Source organism: Actinomadura sp. NPDC000929 (assembly GCF_040492065.1).
GTDB classification, from domain to species: Bacteria; Actinomycetota; Actinomycetes; order Streptosporangiales; family Streptosporangiaceae; genus Spirillospora; species Spirillospora verrucosospora.
In genome coordinates this window covers 141882-160727 of the sequence record NZ_JBEUPA010000003.1, presented here as the reverse complement: position 1 = coordinate 160727, position 18846 = coordinate 141882, and the positions used below count along the sequence as shown (strand labels likewise).

Genomic DNA, 18846 nt, shown 5'->3' with positions numbered 1-18846 from the left:
GCGGCGGAGGCCGGCCGCGGCCGGTTCACCGTGGGCGCCGCGGCCGTCCTCCCCGACACCGGCGGGCTGCTGCGCGCCCTCGCGCCCGGGGGCCGGTCCCCGGGCCGCCTTCTCGACCGGTTCGGGACGCGGTGGGAGCTGGCCGACAACACCTTCAAGCCCTATCCCTGCGGCATCGTCGCGCACCCCGGCATCGACGCGGCCGTCAGAGCCCATGACCGCGGTGTCGCCCCGGCGAACGTCGTCCGGATCCGCTACCGCTGCCATCCGCTGGTCCCGGAGCTGATGGGGCGGCTCGAGCCGCGGACCGGCTTGCAAGCGCGCTTCTCGGCGGTGCACGGGGTGGCCGCCGGCCTGGCCCGCGGCACCGGCGGGCTCGATGAGTTCGGCGACGCGGCGGCGGCGGACCCGGTGCTGGCCCGCCTGCGGACGCGCGTCGACCTGTGCCCGGAACCGCGCATGCCGCGGGACTCGGCCGTACTGGAGATCCACACCGTCGACGGGGGAACCGTCGTGTCGGCCGTCGAGCACGCGCGGGGAAGCCTGCTGCGCCCGCTGACCGACGACGAGCTCATCGGCAAGGCCGAGGCCCTGGCGCCCGGCCGGGCACAGGCGATCTGGGACGCGGTCGCGCGCCTGGGGGAGGGGTCCGGACCGGGGACCGTCCAGGCGTTGCTGGAGGAGACCCGGAGGGAAGTGGTGGCCCGATGACCGCTACCGAGGGGACGACCGCGAGCGTCGCCGGCTTCGTCGCCGAGACGCCCGTCCCGCCGGACGCGGCCGCCGCCGCGGCGGCTCTGTGCGAGAACCTGTCCGGACTGGAGACAGCGTCCGTCCGCGACCAGCGGGCGGCGGTCGCCTACTGGGTCGCCTGCGCCCTCCTGCATCACGCCGGCAGCGCCGACGACCTCGCGACGGAGAGTCTGGCCGCCGGGCTGGAACCCGCTCTGCGGGTGCGCGACTCGCTGGACGGCCACGTCGTGGGCGGGTGGGATCCGGTGTGCGCGGCCGTGCTCGTCGGCTCCGCCTGCGCCGCCGCCCGCCAGGACGGCCTGGACGGGGAGGCGACGGCCCGCGCGGTCGGCATCGCCGTCACCCAGGCGTCCGGCCTGGAGATCCTTTCGGACACCCCGCTCGGAACGTTCCAGCGACGCATGGCCGCCCGCAACGGACTGGAGGCCGCCCGGCTGGCCGGCGCGGGCATGACCGCTCCCGTCACCGGGCTGGAAGGAAGGCGCGGCCTGTACGCGCTGATGGCGCCCACCGCGGACCCGGCCGCCGCCGCCGACCGGCTCGGCCGGCGGTGGCTCGTCACCGCGCTCCCGACCGCGGAAGGCCGAACCCCGCCGCCCGGCCGGGAGGAGCGGCGGCCGAACCCGATCGAGCGAGCCGCGGAGGCCCTGTCATGACGGCGACCGCCACGCTGGCCGACCGGCTGCGGCCGGACCGGACGGCGCTGATCCTCATCGACCTGTCCAACGACTTCGTCCATCCACGCGGCAAGACCGCCACCGTGGGCGGCCGGGACGTCAGCCACGCCCAGCGGATCCTGCCCGTCGCCGCCGGCCTCGCGGAGGCCGCCCGCGAGGCCGGGGTGGCCGTGATCCACAGCCAGCACACCACGCTGCCGGGCGGCGCCGGCGACTCACCGGTGTGGCGGGACGCGCGCTCACGCGCCGCGTACTCCGCCCCCGACATCTGCCTCGACGGATCCTGGGGGCAGGAGATCGCCGAGGAGGTCGCGCCCCGGCCCGGAGACCATGTCGTCAAGAAGTACCGCTACGGCGGCTTCACCGGGACCAACCTGGAACTGATCCTGCGCAGCCTGGGACGCGACAGCGTCCTCTGCTGCGGCGTCTCCACCAATGTCTGCGTGGACACCACCGCCCGCGAGGCGTTCGCCCGCGACTTCTACGTCACCATCGCCGCCGACGCCTGCGCGTCGTGGGACATGGGCCTGCACGCCGCGGCGCTCAGCACCGCCGAGAGCCGGTTCGCCGTGGTGGCGGCGACCGGGGACGTCCTTGCCGCCTGGACCTGACCGAATCCGACGAGGAGGCCACATGATCGCAGAACTGCGCTACTACACCATCACGCCCGGCCACACCGAGGCGCTGCTCGACCAGTTCACCGGCACCAGCCTGCCTCTGTTCGCCAAGCACGGCATCACCGCGCACGGCCCGTGGCTGCGGCGGCTGACCAAGGGGGAGCAACTCGTCTACGTCCTGGAGTTCGCCGACGAGCACGACCGCGAGACCCGCTGGACGGCGTTCCGCGAGGATCCCGAATGGCAGGCCGTCGTCGAGGCCGGCCGGGGCCAGGTCCCGCACATCGCGGGCGGCGAGATCGTGGAGCTGAGCCGATGAGCTCCCGTGACACCGCCGTCCGCGTCCACGGCCACCACATCGCCGGAGAGCGGGTCGACGGCCCGCTCCTGGAGCGACGCGCCCCCGCCTCGAACAGGGTCGTGGCCCGCTACGCCGCCGGCACGGCGGACGACGTGGACGCCGCCGCCTGCGCCGCCGCTCGGGCGTTCGCGTCCGAGCAGTGGCGACGCACCCCCGCCATGGCCCGGGCCAGGCTCCTGGAGAACCTGGCCGCCCTCCTGGAACACGACGCCGACCGGCTCGCCGCCCTCGACTCCGAGGAGGTCGGGAAGCCGCTGGCGTTCGCGCGCGGCGACATCGAGCTCGGCATCGCGCACGTCCGGCAGGCCGCGGCGCTCGCCCGCACGTCCAGGGGCGAGGCCTACACCGGCCTGGCACCCGCGTACACAGCGCTCGCGACCCGGGAACCGGTGGGGGTCGCCGCGCTGATCATCCCGTGGAACTTCCCGGCGCTCGTCCTCCTGCAGAAACTCCCCTACGCCCTCGCCGCCGGATGCACCGTGGTGGTCAAGCCGTCGGAGTTCACCTCCGGCAGCGCGCTGGAGATCGCCGCCCGCTGCGAGGACGCGGGCTTCCCGCCCGGCGTGGTGAACGTCGTCACCGGCACGGGGCCCGGCGCCGGGCTCCCCATGGTGACCCACCCCCTGGTCTCCTATGTCTCGTTCACCGGATCAACGCGGGTCGGCCGGGAGGTGATGCGCGCGGCCGCCGACTCCCTCACCCGGGTCGGGCTGGAGCTGGGCGGCAAGACCGGCAACGTGGTCTTCGCCGATGCCGACCTGGAAGCGGCGGCCGACGGCATCGTCTTCGCCGCCTTCGCCAACCAGGGGGAGTCGTGCGTCGCCAGCTCGCGGCTGCTCGTGGACGAGACCGTGGCCGACGATTTCGCCGCCGCCGTCGCCGCCCGCGCGTCCGCGCTGCGGGTGGGGATGCCCGACGATCCTCGGGCCGACATCGGGGCGCTCATCCACCACGAGCACCGGGACCGGGTCCACGCGGCCGTGCTCGCCGGGGTCGACGCCGGCGGGAAGGTCCTGACCGGCGGGAGTTCACCCGACGCCCCCGAACTGGCGGAGGGCGCCTTCTACCAGCCGACCGTGCTCGCCTCCGTGGACCGCGAGTCGCCGGTGTTCCAGCAGGAGATCTTCGGGCCCGTCCTGTCGGTGACGACGTTCAGCACCGACCGGGAGGCCGTCGAGCTGGCGAACGCCACCGAGTACGGCCTCGCCCAGTCCCTGTGGACCAGGGACCTCGACCGTGCTTTCGCGGTCAGCGGCGAGCTCCAGGCCGGCACCGTCTGGGTGAACACCGCCAGCGACGGGTCACCGGCGCTGGCGTTCGGCGGCGTGAAGGCGTCCGGCTTCGGACGCGAGGGCGGCGAGGAGGGGATGCGGGAGTTCACCGAGTACAAGACTGTGCAGTTCCGCGGAGAACCCCGCGTGAGCCCGTTCACCAGAGCGGAGCCGGCCCGATGAGCCTCGTCCACATCGTGCTCGTCAGGCCCCGGGACGGACAGGAGTCACGGGCAGACGACCTCACCTCCCGGCTCGCCGCGCTCGCCGCCGAACTGGGCGCCGGCGACGTCTACGCCGGCCCCGACGTGAGCATCGAGCCGTTCGGCGGCGGCTACACGACCGGGCTCGCCATCGCCTTCCCCGGCGAGAGCGCCCGCGACGCCTACCTTCGAAACCCCCGGCACGCCGAGTTGGCCCGCGAACTGCCCGCGGCGGCCGATTCGGTGCTGGTCGTCGACCTGCCGGCGGCCGCCACCGGCCTCGCATCCCAGGGAGCGCAGCGGACATGACGGAAAGCATCGGCTTCATCGGCCTCGGCGCGATGGGGCTCGGAATGGCCGGCAACCTCGTCAAGGGCGGCCACGAAGTACACGGATACGATCCCTCACCGGAACGCCGCGAGAAGGCCGCCGAGGCGGGCATCCGGCTGGTGGACTCCCCCCGGGAGGCGGCCAGGGCGTCCTCGGGCGTGATCCTGTCCGTGGTGCGGGACGCCGCGCAGACCCGCGAGGTCCTGCTCGGCGAGCAGGGTGTCGTCCGGGAGGGCCGCCCGCTCACCGTCGTCGTGGCCAGCACCCTCGACCCGTCCACGATGCGCGCGCTGGCGGCCGAACTCGGCGGACACGGCGTGACCGCCGTCGACGCGACCATGTCCGGGGGACCCTGGGGCGCCGAGGCGGGCGCACTGACGCTGATGGTGTCGGCCGCACCCGAGGTGTTCGGGCGGCTTCGCCCCCTCCTGGACCTCATGGGCCGCAACATCTTCCATGTCGGCGAGGAGGTGGGCACCGCTCAGGCGGCCAAGCTCGCCGTGCAACTCACCTTCGGCGTCAACATGATGGGCGTGTACGAGGCGATCCGTCTGGCCGACGAGTTCGGCGTTGGCGAAGACCAGTTGATGGAGATGCTGTCGGTCAGCGTGGGCGGCAGCTGGGTCGTGGACAACTGGCGGCGCGTCAAGCCCTGGTGGGAGCATTACGTGCCCGGCGAGGACCTCGACATCCTCCTGAAGGACATGCGGTCGGTGCAGCGGGAAGCGGACAGTGGCGACTTCCCCATGCCCGTCACCGCGCTGGCGTTCCAGCTCATGCGGCATGTGTGGCCGGCATGGGCCGCGCTCAAGGCCGCCCGGGCGGGGGAGGTGCCGGAATGACCACCGTGACGACCCCTGACGGCACTCGCCTGGCGGTCGAGGTGGAAGGGGCCGGCCCGCCCCTGCTCTTCCTGCATGAGGTGGCCGGTGACCTCCACGACTGGCGCGCGCAGGTGGCGCACTTCGCCGACCGGTACACCTGCGTCCGTTACAACGCTCGCGGCTACCCGCCGTCCGACGTCCCAGCCGCCCCGGACAGCTACGGGCAGCACATCGCCGTCCAGGACGCGATCGCCGTCCTGGACGGGCTGGGCTTCGACGCCGCCCACGTCGTAGGCCTCTCGATGGGCGGATTCTGTGCCGTCCACCTGATGCTGCAGCACCCGGAACGCTGCCTCAGCGCGACGGTGGCCGGGGCCGGATACGGCTCGGCGCCGCACCAGCGGGCCGGGTTCACCGAAGAGGCGCGCACGGCCGCCCGCATGTTCCGGGAGGACGTGCGGGCCGCCGCGAACGCCTACCAGAACGGCCCCACGCGCGTGCAGTACCGGCTCAAGGACCCCGGCGGATGGCGTTCGTTCTGCGAACGGCTCGCCGGACGCGACCCGGTCGGCATGTCCCTGACGTTCTCCCAGGTCCTTGCCGAACGCCCCTCGCTGTACGACCTGCGCGACCGCCTGGCGGCGGTGCGGACCCCCGTCCTGCTGGTCGTCGGCGACGAGGACGACGGTTGCCTCGACGTCAAGGTCATGCTCAAGCGGACCATCCCCGGGGCCGCGCTCGCGGTGCTTCCGCGTACCGGCCACACCCTCAACCTGGAAGAGCCCGCGGCGTTCAACGCGGTGCTCGACGACTTCCTGGACAAGGTCACCCACGGCCGGTGGACGCCCAGGGACCCCGCCACCTTGGGGCGCGGTCTTGTCGGCATGACACCCGTACGGCTCGAAGAGAAGGAGTTGCCATGACCACCGAAAGAGACGACGCTCCTGCCGTCCGCCAACTGCGCCTCGTCGTCGTGGCGGAGGACTACGAGGCCGCCGTCGCCTTCTTCCGCGACGCGCTCGGCCTGCCCGAGCAGGCCGCGTTCTCGGGTGAGGGCGACGCCCGGGTAGTGATCCTGGACGCCGGCCGGGCCACGCTCGAGATCGCCAACCCGGCGCAGAAGCGGCTCATCGACGATGTGGAGGTCGGCCGGCAGGTCGCGCCGAAGTTCAGGGTCGCGTTCGAGGTCGGCGACACCCGCTCGGTCAACGACCGGCTGCTGGACGCGGGCGCCGAACCCGTCGCCCCGCCCACCGTCACGCCCTGGCAGTCGCTCAACGCCCGCCTGGACGCGCCCGGCGGCGTGCAGATCACGCTGTTCGAGGAGCTGACGACCCTGGAGGAGCGCAGCGCTCTGGACGGGTTCGGTACCGAGCAGGAACAGTCCGATGCGACCGGACCCTGAACCGCTGCTGATCCGCGGCGCCCGCCTGCTCGACTCGACCGCCCCGGTCGACGTCCACCTGGCCGGCGGGCGGATCGCCGCGATCGGCGACCTCCCGGCCCCGCCGACCGTGGAGATCATCGACGCGGAGGGCGGGCTTCTGACGCCCGCCTTCGTCGAACCTCATTTCCACATGGACAAGGCGCTCACACACCCGAGCCTGCCCCCGAGCGACCATGACCATCCTCTGGAAGCCGCGCTTGAGCGCACCCGGTACGTCAAGGCCCGCTACACCCCCGAGGAACTGAGAGACCGTGCGACCACCGCGATCCGGCTCGCCGTCGGTCACGGTGTGGGAACCTTGCGCGCCCATGTCGACGTCGACCCGGTGGGGGGACTGTCGGCCCTCGGCGTCATGGCCGACCTGCGGGACCGCCACCGCGACCTGCTCGACATCCAGCTCGTGGCGTTCCCCCAGGAGAGCATCGTCCGCGACCCCGGAGCACTACGGCTCCTCCGCGAAGCCCTGACCTCAGGCGCCGACGTGCTCGGCGGGGCCCCCGACGTGGAAGAGCCCCAAGACCGGCTCCGGCACCTCGACCTGCTCGTCGAACTGGCCGCGGAGACCGGTGCGGACCTCGACGTCCACTGCGACTACAGCTACGACCCCGCCCAGCGCGACCTGGAGGAACTCGCGCGCAGAACCATCGACGCGGGCCTCACCGGCCGCGTCCGAGCCGGCCACTGCTGTGCCCTGGACGCCTACGACGAAACGACCGCCACCGAGGTCGTCGAAGCAGTGCTCGCCGCCGGGATCGCCGTCTGCGTCTGCCCTATGGGCAACTTGCTGCTGGTGGGGGACTCCCCCCGCCCGCCAGGCAGGGGAGTGGCCCGTCTCAGGTCGCTGCTCGCCCATGGCGTCACCGTCGCCGCGGGAGGCGACAACATGAACGACATGTGGTTCCCGTTCGGCCGACTTGATCCGGTGGAGGTCGCCATGGTGACCGCCATCGCCGCCCGCATGTGGTCGGACCGGCAACTCAGGCAGGTCTTCGACATGGTGACGGTGAACGCGGCCCACTATGTCGGCGCACCGGCCGAAGGCGTCCAGGTGGGGGCCGCGGCGGACCTGGTGCTGTTCTCGGCCACCCACCTCAGCGACGTGCTCCGGAACGCCCCCGGCCGCCGAACCACCATCAAGCGAGGCCGCATAGTGGGCGGCGCTAGCTCAAGCGTCTGGACGACCTGAAACCGAAACCGGCGCTCGTGTCAGTGTTAGCCACAGGCTTTCACTGGCCGGCGGGTCCGGAGTGACCGTCCAGACAAGAAAAGCGCCTCTGCGCCGGGAGGCTAAGGCTCGTCCCCAAGAAGTATGAACCTCAGCCTCATGCCCTCTCGCTGCGGTGTGGCGGGCGGGCTTGTCGAAGCGGGTGAGTGTGCGCCCGCCGCCTGTTGGCGGCGGGCGCACGATGTGGCCGGGGTGGTGGGGATCAGGTGCGCTTGCGACCCTTGTGGGGGCGGTTCTGGTCGCCGGGAATGATCTGCCGACGGGTGGCGTCGGCCTGGTCCTGGATGGTGGTCAGGACGTGCGTGGGGAGGTGTCGGGCGCGGAAGTGGTCGACCATGCGGTCGAGGGTGGCGCCGGCGGCGGTGCGGTCGCCGGCCTTGGCGTGGACGGTGGCCAGGCGGCGCATGGCGGCGTTGAGGGTGATGTCGTTGAGGCCGCCCGAGCCGGTGGAGGCGTCGATCGCGGCGGTCAGTTGGGTGACGGCGTCCTCGGTGTCAGGTTGCCGGATGTGAAGCCGGCCGTCGCGGATGTGCTGATAGTGGCGGCCGGCGTTGGCGCCCTGGGCGAGGTGGGAGTAGACGGCCAGGGGGTGGTCGGGGAAGCGGTCCGACAGTTCGGCCAGGGCGTCGTTGCCCGCTTGCAGGGCGGGTGAGTCCGAGCCCAGCAGGGCCATCAGGGTGCCGGCCTGGTCGCCCATGAGCAGTTCACCGGCGTCCTGGTCGTCGCCGGTGAGCGGCAGCCGGATCCGGATGGTCAGGTCGGGTGAGACCACGCGGGAGCCGTCGGGTGCGGTGTAGAGGGCGCGGACGGTGTAAAGCCCGGGGTCGGTGAAGTACTGGCCGTCGGCGCCCGCGCCCAGGTAGGCCGATTCGTACAGGGCGGGCGCCTCGGCGGTCAACGTGGTCAGGGTGTCGTTGCCGTGCCCGCTGCACTGGCGGGCCAGCGGCCGGAACGGCCGGGTGATGCCGGAGGGGGCGGTGATGGCGATGGTGAGGTATTCGCTCTTGGGTGACAGGTCGCGGTGCACGGTGACATCACGGCCGTCGCGGGCGAGTTTGATCTCGACGGTGACCGGCTCGCCATAGGCGAACGGCCGGGCCGACAGGGTGAGGGCCAGGCCGGAGTCGTCGGCGATCGGGTCGCCCATCGCGGCGAGCGCCGGGTCGTTGGTGTTGTAGGCGGCGCTGCCCTGCGCGGCCCAGTTGGCCCCGCCGGGGATGATGTCGTAGCGGAAGGCGTGCCGCAGGTGGGCGAGCTCGTTGGCGGTGAAGGTGAACGGGAACCGGCTCCAGAAGACGTCCCAGCCGCTACTGCCGTCCTCGGCGGTGTACAGGTTCCAGTACTGCATCCATGACAGGTCGCCATGGCCGTTTCTGGGGCCGAGCGGGGCCCCGGAGTCGTTCTTCTGCCACGAGTGCTGCAGGTTGAGGCAGTGGCCGAGCTCATGGACGTACAGGCCCAGGATGAAGTAGCCGGGCTGGCCGCTGATCTGGTCGTAGAAGACGGCCATTCCCTGCCGCTGCTTGCCCTCGTTGACATCGAACATGACGCCCGTGCTGTCGTTGACGTGCCGGCTGGCTACGAACGCCCACAGCTTCCATTGCTCGGTCTCGGCGTGGCCCGAGAAGTTGTGGAGCATCGCGGTGTGCAGTTCGGAGTCCGACCATTTCAGGTCGGTGCCGGCGTCGGCGGTGCCGACCTCGTTGACCGTGCCCGCGGAGCGCAACTCGATGCCCGCCTCAGCGAAGGCGGAGGCGATGGTCAGCTCCCGGTCGACGTAGTCGGGCGGGCCCGCCACCGCGTCGGTGGCGGTGTTGTACGAGGCCGGCGCGGCCCGGTTGGCCATCGTGTCGATCTCCACGTCGATGGTGCGCAGGTGCGCCGACTCGAAGGGCAGATCGTAGGTGGGGACGTTGCCGTCGTCGAAGCGGAACTCTGCCCGCATGGCGGGGGCGGCGGAGGACTGCGTCACCCGCGGGATTGTGATCTTGGCGGTGCAGCCGGTCCAATCCGGTTTCCACCGCACCCTGCCGGTGGCGGTCACCTCGGTGGCCGAGGCGGCGATCTCCGGCGCGCTGACGCGGAAGGAGTACATGGGGCTCCGCGTCGAGCCGCTGACCAGGTCGAAGTCACCGCTGAACTGGCGCGTCGCGCCCAGGCCGTCCAGATCGACACGCACGGTGACCGGATTGGGCGCGGCCGGAGTGGCCCAGCGGCCCACGATCGGCTTGTACTGCGTGGTGTAGGGCGCGGGCAGCGCGGCCAGCTCGGGCATCAGCGTGGTGAGCGCGCCGGTCTTCTCCGGGCCGGTTTTCCAGTTGAACACGCACCCGTTGCCGCCCTTGACCAGCAGGCTGCGTTTGGCGTCCGACGCGCCCGGCAGCGGCAGTACGTGGTCGTAGTCCCGCAGCCACTCGGCCGGCAGCTTCGCCCAGCCCGCGGTGGGTTGCGCGCCCTCGTAGATCCGGCACTCCCGGGTGCAGCCGTTTCGCCAGTCGATGGTGGCGACCCGTTCGTTCTTGAAGACGTAGGTCGTCCAGTACGGCGACTCGGCCGTGGAGTCCATCAGCAGCGCGTCCACGCCCTCGCGGTAGCCGACGGGCAGCATCGTGCCCCAGGCCGGTAGTCCGTCGGCATGCCTCAACTCGGTGACCGGCCCCTCGCTGCGGACCTTGGTGTCCCAGTGGTACCAGCAGACCCGGTCGCCCTTGAACAGCAGCATCTGCCAGGAACCGCCGGTCATCGGCAGCATCAGCGCGCCCTCACAGGCACTCTTGTACGGTTCGGGAATGCCGTTCAGCTTCCCGCTGTGAATGCTCGTGGCGCCGATCGGCCCGTTGTGGTCCAGGCCCGCCGCGCTGGTCTGCGCCATCTGATCGCCGCGCAGGAACATGGTTTTCCATGCCCCGGTCGGCAGCACCAGCGCCGAGTTGTACCCGGTGTTCTTGATCCGCATGAAGCCCACGAAGAGCAGCCCCTTTGCTGTATCCCAGTTTCCGTCGAACCGGGTTCACGGCACTGTCCCCGCGGCCTTCCCGGCAGGGCAACCGGCGCCCAAGGGCGCTACAGCAACGGACCGAAAACATTAGCCCCAAATTTACTCGCATTTCTGGAGAGGGCCGGTCGGAACGCCCACTTGCGAAGTGATCCGGCTACCGCGACGGCATTTCCGGGCCGAAGCGATGCAGGCAAGCCGTCACAACGCGAAACGGGACTGCTTCCGCCCCTCCCGGTCTACTCATCCGAATTGACCACCAAGTCACCCAGTGTGCTCGCGTCGGTGTTTCATCCCAGACTCAGGTGAGGCTGCACGGGCGCCTGTCAACTGGGGTGGCCCGTGGGATCGGCGCCGAGACATACCCACCATGGGCCAACACCGGTCATGACGCATTCGGGCCACTGGCCAGGTAGAGCGCGCTCGGCACCTTCCTCGGCAGGTGATCGCACCGCTCTCGCGGGAGCCGCCCGCTGGACCGCGTGGGCCAGGGCCTACAGCGATCAGTGCAACGGGCTTCGGAAACCGGCAGCCCTCGAACCGGGCTGAACTCGTCCCCTGAGCGTCGAGAAACATATTGGATACTTCGACCGTTTATCGAGGCTCACTCTGGCTTTTTTACGGGGTTGTCCATATCAAAGATCCCTATAGTGAACGCGCTGGCCGCTGTGTGAGGCCAGGTCCTGGTTTCGCAGTTCCGGTTCGGAGTTAATACGGGTTCTGACCGTGAGTTGAGGACACGATCATGATAGTTGCGGCCAGAGTCGGCCAGTAACGAGACATCCGGATATTCCTGATGGCACGGTGAGTATTCCAGGCATCACTGACGGCGATAATCGGTCGTGTTCCGTTGAGCCGTCCGCAGTCCCACGTGGATGGGGGGCGCTCATGACACCGGACATCGTGCTGTTCCCGCACTGCGATCTCCACCTGGCCCTGTCCGGTACGCCGCCGTTGACGCTGCAGGTGTTCGACCGGGTGGTGACGGCCGGTGGGTACACGCTGACGCCGATCGCCCCGGGGGCGATCAACGTGGACTTCTTCGCGCCGCATCGCCCGGTCGGACAGCGGCTTCTCCCGCCGCTGCCGGCGTACAACAGCGCCAACGGGCAGGTCACCGCCGCCCAGCCGGGGGTGTACCTGTTCCAGGTCCGGCGCGGCAGGGACTACATCGTCGGCCGGCTACAGGTGCACACCTCGATCGTGGCCTGGTGGTTCGGCAATGACTCCATCACCACCGCCGTGGACGCCGTGGCGCACGCCCAGCCGTCGATCTACGCCAAGTTCAGCGACGATCCGACCGGTACGGACCTGATCGGCGACATCACCGGGCACGGGTACGTGACGCTGACGTCGGCCGACACCGCCACCTTCGTGGTCACCCCGCAGGGGCGGCTGCGCGGGCTGCGCGAGACCACCGGCACCCCCGGGACCGTGGACCTGACGGGCACCTTCGTCAACCAGACCCAGCGACTGCCCGTGCGGGTGGTGAACTACGCCAAGCACCGCCGCGACCTGAAGCCGGTCCAGACGCCCAACGTCGCGCACGCGGCCGAGCAGCACAACATCGTCTTCCTCGCGGAAGGGTTCCGTAAGTCCGACGAAGGGACCTTCGACAAGATCGTCACTCGCGTCGTGGACCAGATGTTCGACCAGCCCCGGCATCAGCCGTACCCGATGCTTGAGGGCAGCTTCAACATCTTCAAGGCCTTCGGCGCCTCGCAGGAGCATTGCGCCACCGTCGCTCACCGGGTCGCCGACGCGGACCAGACGACGGGGACCGGCGTGCCCATCCCGTTCATCCACCCGGTCAGCGAAAACGAGAACGTCTACACGCTGCGGGACCTGGTCGCCAAGGTCGGGCTTCCGATGCGCAACGAGAACAGGGCCAACCTCAAGGACATCTGGGCGGGGCAGGAGCTGACCGGGTTCGATCGCAACAAGGTGGACGGCCCGCTGCTGGAGGCGTGGAAGAAGCACCAGGGGACCGGGATCCTGCACGCACGCGACACCCTGTTCGGGATGCATCTGGGCTGCCGGTGGGGCGACCGCTCCTCCGGCCGCAGCGCGGCGGTGATCCCGCCCGGAAGCGACCAGCCGGGCACGCCGGGGCTGCGCGAGTTCATCGCCCGGCTCTATGAGTTCTACGAGCCCGAACAGGCGACCAGGGCGTTGACGCCCGATCCCCGCAGGCATCCTCCTGAGCGTTTCGCCGGCCGGGACAGCACCAATCCGGGCAACCTGATCCTGCAGTACCTCGCGGGCCTGGAGTACGCGTTCGCCCCGTTCCATCACATCGGACCGGTGTGGGAGCCCGACGACGCCAACTTCAAGCCCAGCCGCGGACTGGTCGCCCTCATCACCTATGACGAGGTGAACGGCGGCAGCAACGTCAACAACAACACCCTGACGGCGCTGACGACCAACAAGGGCCTCGGGGTGGAGTTCGAGTACGCCGCGGGTGACAAGCGGGTGATGCGGCGCAAGCCGTCGTCGGAGCCCGACGTCAACTTCACCGAGACCGTCGACACGGTCGCGCACGAGTTCGGCCACAGCTTCGGCCTGATGGACGAGTACGAGAACTCCGGGGGAGACGACCCGAACGCGCCCGCGACCTCGACGAACGACATCCTCGGCGACAACGTGAGCATGCTGGGGTTCCTACGGATCAACCCCGCGCCCGATCGGCAGATCGACGTCACCAAGGTCAAATGGTTCGCGCTGCCCCGGATGCGCCAGTCCGCACGGCTGGTGATCGACTCCGCGCCGGGGCTCGGCGGCATCGAGATCGTGATCGACAAGCGATACATGGCGCCGTGGCAGAAGGTCGCGGCGCAGAACCCGCCTGCCGAGGTGCACCTGCGCAACTTCCACGTCAGCCCGCAGGGGATCCAGTTGCCGCTGGCCACCGGTTCCGCCCAGGTCCTGACCAACCTGAAGATCGCCCACATCGAGCCCGAGCTGGGCACCATGACGCTCGACGGCCCGGGCCTGCCGCCCGCGCCGTTCCCGACGTTCGCCGCGGGCTCGGCCGTGTACGTGCCGCTGAAGGACGCCGCCGGTCAGCTCCTCACCGTGGTCGAGCCGGCGGTCCGCAAACACCTGACCACTCCCACGCCCGCCAACAGGCTTCCGCTGAACGTCGACCCCGACGTCCTGCATCCCAAGCACGAGGTCGACAACCCGAGGTCCATTCCGGACTTCAAAGCGCCCTGCAAGTCCTCGAAACTGATCGGCGTCTACGAGGGCGCGCTCGACTTCGCGGGCGGCTACTACCGGCCGACCGGAGCGTGCAAGATGCGCCGCTCCGACGACGAGGACAACGACGGCGAGTTCTGCTTCGTCTGCAAGTGGCTGATCGTCAACCGGGTCGATCCGGGCTATCACAACATCCTCGACGCGATGTTCTACCCGAAGGCGAAGAAGAATGGCTGAGCCCGGCACGTTCGACAGGCTGGTGGCCGAGCTGGGGCAGGCGCTGCTGCCGCTGCGCGAGGCGCTCGCCTCCCCGGAGGCCTTCATCGCGTTCCTGCAGAAGCTGGGCTGGCGCGCCGAGGACGTCCCGCAGCCGCTGCGCGACCTCGGCAGCGGGGTGGAGACCCTCTACGACGGTTTGACCAGGCTGCTCGGCGAGGGCGGCCTCAACGTCGGCGGCTCCGTGGGCGACGGCGAGGCCTCCGTGCAGATCTCGCCCGACGACGTGGGCCGGGTGCTGCGGGCCTTCCAGGACGTGGTCAACGCGATCAAGGCGATCGCGACCGCACCCGACTCGGCCATCCCCGCGCCGCTGCGCGCGGACGGCTTCAAGGAGAAGTTCCCCGGCCAGCTCATCGACTACCTGGTCATCACCTACCTGCAGCGGTACCACCCGTCGATCGGGTTCGGACTGCGCGCGCTGGGCGTGGTCAAGACGGGCTACGCACCGGCTGAGGGCAATCGGCCGCCGTACATGAACGTCCGGCTCGACCTGGCGGACCTGCCCAAGACGCTGAGCGAACCCTCGCTGGTGCTCAAGAACGCCTTCGGCTGGGGCGAGGCGGACTTCGACTTCGAGGCGCTGGCCGTGCAGGTCGACAACCTGATGATGGCCCTCGGCGTGGACATCGCCACCGCCGAGATCCCGAAGGCGAGTGCGGCCGCCCTGCAAGGCACCGCTCCCAAGCTGACCGACCCGCCGGTGCGCGGCATCCGGGCGGTCTTCTTCGAACGGGCGCAGGCCTCGGGCCGGATGGCCGCCGAGATGAGGCTGCTGCCGGTGCCGGCGGCAGCCGGGGACCCGCCCGGCCTGGCGCTGATCCCCGCCTTCAACGGCGCGCTGGACTTCAGGTTCCAGCTGGGCGACGACATCGCCCTCACCATCCGTACCGACCTGGATCTGCAAGGCGGGATCGGGCTGCGGGTGCGGCCGGACCGCCCGATCGAGATCATCGTCGGCTTCGCCGGCGGCGGCTCGCCGTCCCACGCCGCCGGCTCGCTGGTGGTCAAGGCGGAGCGCGGTGGCGCCGACGCCGCCCCGATCGTCCTGCTCGGCTCGCCCGGAGCGACCCGGTTGCAGTTCCGCAAGGTCGGCGGCACCGGCGGCATCCGGCTGTCCGACGGTGCGGCGGACGTGTTCGCCGAGTTCGAGCTGGCCGGTCTGGAGTTCGTCTTCGATCCCGGCGAGGCCGACGGCTTCATCGCCAAGATCGTGCCGGACGGCGGCTTCTCCTTCGGGGCCGACCTGACGCTCGGCGTCTCCCAGCGCACCGGCTTCTACTTCCGCGGCACCTCCAGCCTGGAGATCCAGCTGCCCGTCCACCTCGACCTCGGCCCCATCGACGTCCAGTCGCTGACCGTCTCGGCCGCCCCCGGCGCGGACGGCCTGCCGATCAACCTCGGCGCGACGATCAAGGCCGAGCTCGGCCCGATCAAGGCGGTCGTCGAGGAGCTCGGTCTGGCGGCGACCTTCGGCTTCACGTCCGGCAACGACGGCAACCTCGGCCCGCTGGACGTCTCGCTGGGGTTCAAGCCGCCCAAGGGCGCGGGCCTGTCGGTGGACGCCGGGGTGGTCAGCGGCGGCGGCTACCTGTTCTTCGACCCGGCCAGGGGCGAGTACGGCGGGGCGCTGGAGCTGGAGTTCGCCGGGCTCTTCGACGTCAAGGCGATCGGGCTGATCACCACCAGGATGCCGGACGGCTCCACGGGCTTCTCGCTGCTGCTGATCATCACCGCCGAGTTCGGCACCGGCATCCAGCTCGGCTTCGGCTTCACCCTGCTGGCGGTGGGCGGGATCGTCGGGCTGAACCGCCGGATGAACCTGCAGGCTCTGGTGGAGGGGGTGCGGAGCGGCTCGATCGAGTCGGTGATGTTCCCGCGCGACGTGGTGGCCAACGCGCCGCGCATCCTGTCGGACCTGCGCGCGTTCTTCCCGCCCGAGCAGGGCACGTTCCTGGTCGGGCCGATGGCCAAGATCGGCTGGGGGACCCCCACGCTGGTCTCGGTCTCGCTCGCGGTGATCATCGAGATCCCCGGCAACATCGCCATCCTCGGGGTGCTGCGCTGCGTGCTGCCCACCACCGACCTGCCGCTGCTGGTCCTGCAGGTGCAGTTCGTCGGCGCGATCGAGTTCGACAAGCAGCGCCTGTGGTTCTTCGCCCAGCTCTTCGAGTCGCGCGTGCTGTTCATGACCCTCGAGGGCGGAATGGGCCTGCTGGTCGGCTGGGGCGACGACCCCGACCTGGTCATCTCCGTCGGCGGCTTCCACCCGTCGTACAAGCCGCCGCCGCTGCCGTTTCCGGTGCCGCCCCGCATCCGGGTGGACATCCTCAACCGGCCGGGCGCCCGGATCACCGTCTCCGGCTACTTCGCGATCACCAGCAACACGGTGCAGTTCGGTGCGCGCGCCGAGATGGTGCTGGGCTTCGACGACTTCGGCATCTCAGGGCATCTCAGCTTCGACGCGCTCTTCCAGTTCTCCCCGTTCCGCTTCGTCATCGCCATCTCCGCTGGGGTCTCGCTCAAGGCGTTCGGCGTCGGCCTCTTCGGCATCGACCTGGACTTCCAGCTCGAAGGACCGGCCCCGTTCCGGGCGCACGGCCGGGGCTCGATCTCGCTGCTGTTCTTCGAGATCTCCGCCGACTTCGATATCACCTGGGGCGAGGACCGCGACACCACGCTGCCCCCGGTCGACGTGCTCCCGCTCCTGGCGGGCGAGGTCGCCAAGCCCGAAGGCTGGCAGACCCGGCTGCCGACCGGCGGCGGCAACCCGCTGGTCACGCTGCGCGCGTTGCCGCCGACCGAGGACCTGGTGCTGCACCCCCTCGGCTCGCTGTTCGTCCGCCAGCGTGCGATCCCGCTCGCCGTACGGCTGGATCGCATCGGCGCGCAGCGGCCGCGCGACGGCAGACGGTTCACCGTCGAGCCCCTGCCCGGCAGCGGCCTCGTGCGCGCCTCCATCACCGCCGACAAGTTCGCGATGGCTCAGTTCCAGGACATGGACGACGCGACCAAACTGTCGCGACCGGCGTACGAGGACCAGGACGCGGGGCTGGAGCTGGTGGCGGCGCAGGGCGCGATCGCCTCCGCCCGCGTCGTCAAGCGCAGCGCCCGCTACGAGCAGATCGTCATCGACAGCAGGCTGCGCCGCCGGCCCGGCACCGTACGACCGCTGACCCGTACGATCGTGCGGGCCGACGGACTCGTCCGCCAGGTCGCCCCCACCGCCGCGCCCACCAAGACGCTGACCAGCGTCAGCCCGGCCGTGTTCACCCGGCTTCTGGAGGGCAGCAGCACCAGCCGTTCACCCCTGTCGCAGCGCGAGGCCGACCAGCGCCGGCCGTACACCCCTGACGAGACCGTGCAGGTCACGGGCCAGCGCTTCGTGGTCGCCCACCTGCGCAACAACGCCCAGGCCTTCCCGCCGGCCTCGCTCGGTTCGGCCGCGGCGAGTTTCCGCAGCCAGGCGGCGGCCGAGGAGGCCCTCGCCGAGTGGGTCATGGCGGACCCCGCGCTCATCGGCCGGCTGCACGTCATCCCCGAATCCGAGGCGGCCGCCCTGCCCGTCGCCCCGCAGTCGTGGACCTCCACCGGCTCCCTGCCGACCCCGGCCATCGCCCCGGCAGCGGTACGGCTGAGCAGCGGCAGGATTCTCGCCGCCGGCGGTCAGGACGCCGCGGGCAAGCCGCTCGCCGCCGCCGCGCTCTTCGATCCCATCGCCGGGAACTGGGCCGCCGCCGCGCCGCTTCCGGTCGCCCGCGACGGGCACACCCTCTGCCTGCTGCCGGACGGCCGGGTCCTCGCCGCCGGCGGCGTGACCCAGACCGAGCCCCTGGCGACCAACGAGATCTTCGACCCGCTCACCGCGACCTGGAGCAGCGACGTTCCGTCGATGCGCACCGCCAGGTCCGGCCATAGTGCCACCGTGCTGCGCGACGGCAGGATCCTGGTCACCGGCGGCACCGGCGCCCGCGGCAACTCGCTCGCGTCCGCCGAGGTGTACGACCCGGCCAAACGGCAGTGGACCGAGACCGCGATGACCGACCCCCGCTCCGACCACCAAGCCGTACTGCTCGCGGACGGCCGGGTCCTGGTGGTCGGCGGCGTCCTCAAGACCGGCCGGACCAGCGCCGCGCTCGGCTTTTGCGAGATCTACGACCCGGCGACCGGCGAATGGACCCCGACCGGCTCGCTCGCCACACCTCGCGCCGGTCACCAGGCGACGCTGCTCGCCGACGACACCGTCCTGGTGACCGGCGGCGATGCCCCGACCGGCCCGGCGCGCGGTCCGTACGACTCCGCCGCCCTCGCCAGTGCCGAACGCTTCACCGTCGGATCCGGCACATGGACGGCGGTTCGCGACATGCCCGGCGGGCGTACCCGGCACCGCGCCCTGCCATTGCGGTCCGGCCTGGTGCTCGTGGCGGGCGGCACCCGTGCCCCCGCCTTCGACGGCGGCTTCCGCAGTGCGCTGCTGTACGACCCGGCCGCCGGCACCTGGACCCCCGCGAGCGGCCTGGCCACCGGCCGGTGGGCGTTCGCCGTGATCGACCTGCCCGACGGCCGGGTGCTCGTGGCCGGTGGCCGGACCCGCTCGGCCGCTGCCGCCCCGCACCCCGGCACCGACATCCTCACCCCGACCGCCGAGATCTTCACGCCCTGACGACGG

Annotated in this window: 13 protein-coding genes; 12 read left to right on the top strand and 1 reads right to left on the bottom strand. The window is 71.0% G+C overall.

Annotated features, from left to right (window positions below):
- From ABWI04_RS02285 to ABWI04_RS02240, 10 genes are all read left to right on the top strand, one after another.
- On the top strand, nt 1-711 hold a 711-nt coding region (locus ABWI04_RS02285; protein ID WP_502913112.1), incomplete at its 5' end, for an MmgE/PrpD family protein.
- Nucleotides 708-1409 carry an MmgE/PrpD family protein gene (locus tag ABWI04_RS02280; protein WP_353831219.1) on the top strand — a complete coding sequence of 234 codons (702 nt, stop codon included), beginning with the start codon at nt 708-710 and terminating at the stop codon, nt 1407-1409. The genes ABWI04_RS02285 and ABWI04_RS02280, both read left to right, overlap by 4 nt.
- Nucleotides 1406-2041: a cysteine hydrolase family protein gene (locus ABWI04_RS02275; protein WP_345174044.1), complete on the top strand. Its 636-nt coding sequence runs from the start codon at nt 1406-1408 to the stop codon at nt 2039-2041. The genes ABWI04_RS02280 and ABWI04_RS02275 overlap by 4 nt, the downstream gene beginning before the upstream one ends.
- Before the next feature lie 22 nt (nt 2042-2063).
- A complete protein-coding gene (locus ABWI04_RS02270; RefSeq protein ID WP_345174042.1) occupies nt 2064-2366 on the top strand; it encodes an NIPSNAP family protein in 303 nt (100 codons plus the stop codon).
- The gene (locus ABWI04_RS02265) at nt 2363-3862 is read left to right on the top strand and encodes an aldehyde dehydrogenase family protein (protein ID WP_353831218.1); all 1500 of its coding nucleotides are present in this window, start codon (nt 2363-2365) and stop codon (nt 3860-3862) included. Before ABWI04_RS02270 ends, ABWI04_RS02265 begins: the two co-directional genes overlap by 4 nt.
- On the top strand, nt 3859-4191 hold the full coding sequence (locus ABWI04_RS02260) for a Dabb family protein (protein ID WP_353831217.1): 333 nt from the start codon (nt 3859-3861) through the stop codon (nt 4189-4191). Before ABWI04_RS02265 ends, ABWI04_RS02260 begins: the two co-directional genes overlap by 4 nt.
- The gene (locus ABWI04_RS02255; protein WP_353831216.1) at nt 4188-5054 is read left to right on the top strand and encodes an NAD(P)-dependent oxidoreductase; all 867 of its coding nucleotides are present in this window, start codon (nt 4188-4190) and stop codon (nt 5052-5054) included. The genes ABWI04_RS02260 and ABWI04_RS02255 overlap by 4 nt, the downstream gene beginning before the upstream one ends.
- Complete coding sequence (locus ABWI04_RS02250) at nt 5051-5959, top strand: alpha/beta fold hydrolase (RefSeq protein WP_353831215.1); 909 nt, start codon at nt 5051-5053, stop codon at nt 5957-5959. The genes ABWI04_RS02255 and ABWI04_RS02250 overlap by 4 nt, the downstream gene beginning before the upstream one ends.
- Nucleotides 5956-6441 (top strand): VOC family protein, encoded by a 486-nt coding sequence (locus tag ABWI04_RS02245; protein ID WP_353831214.1) that lies wholly within the window; start codon nt 5956-5958, stop codon nt 6439-6441. Before ABWI04_RS02250 ends, ABWI04_RS02245 begins: the two co-directional genes overlap by 4 nt.
- Nucleotides 6425-7669: an amidohydrolase family protein gene (locus ABWI04_RS02240; RefSeq protein WP_353831213.1), complete on the top strand. Its 1245-nt coding sequence runs from the start codon at nt 6425-6427 to the stop codon at nt 7667-7669. Before ABWI04_RS02245 ends, ABWI04_RS02240 begins: the two co-directional genes overlap by 17 nt.
- 241 nt (nt 7670-7910) lie before the next feature.
- Here ABWI04_RS02240 and ABWI04_RS02235 read toward each other — a convergent pair whose 3' ends face one another.
- Nucleotides 7911-10664, bottom strand: coding sequence for a hypothetical protein (locus tag ABWI04_RS02235; protein ID WP_353831212.1), 2754 nt, complete (start codon nt 10662-10664; stop codon nt 7911-7913).
- A 927-nt stretch (nt 10665-11591) separates the two neighbouring features.
- On the opposite strand from ABWI04_RS02235, the gene ABWI04_RS02230 reads away from it, so the two are divergent.
- Both ABWI04_RS02230 and ABWI04_RS02225 read left to right on the top strand, forming a co-directional pair.
- Entirely contained in the window at nt 11592-14138 is a 2547-nt protein-coding gene (locus tag ABWI04_RS02230) for a hypothetical protein (RefSeq protein ID WP_353831211.1), read from the top strand.
- Nucleotides 14131-18840: a DUF6603 domain-containing protein gene (locus tag ABWI04_RS02225; protein WP_353831210.1), complete on the top strand. Its 4710-nt coding sequence runs from the start codon at nt 14131-14133 to the stop codon at nt 18838-18840. Before ABWI04_RS02230 ends, ABWI04_RS02225 begins: the two co-directional genes overlap by 8 nt.
- The last annotated feature ends 6 nt before the right edge of the window (nt 18841-18846 follow it).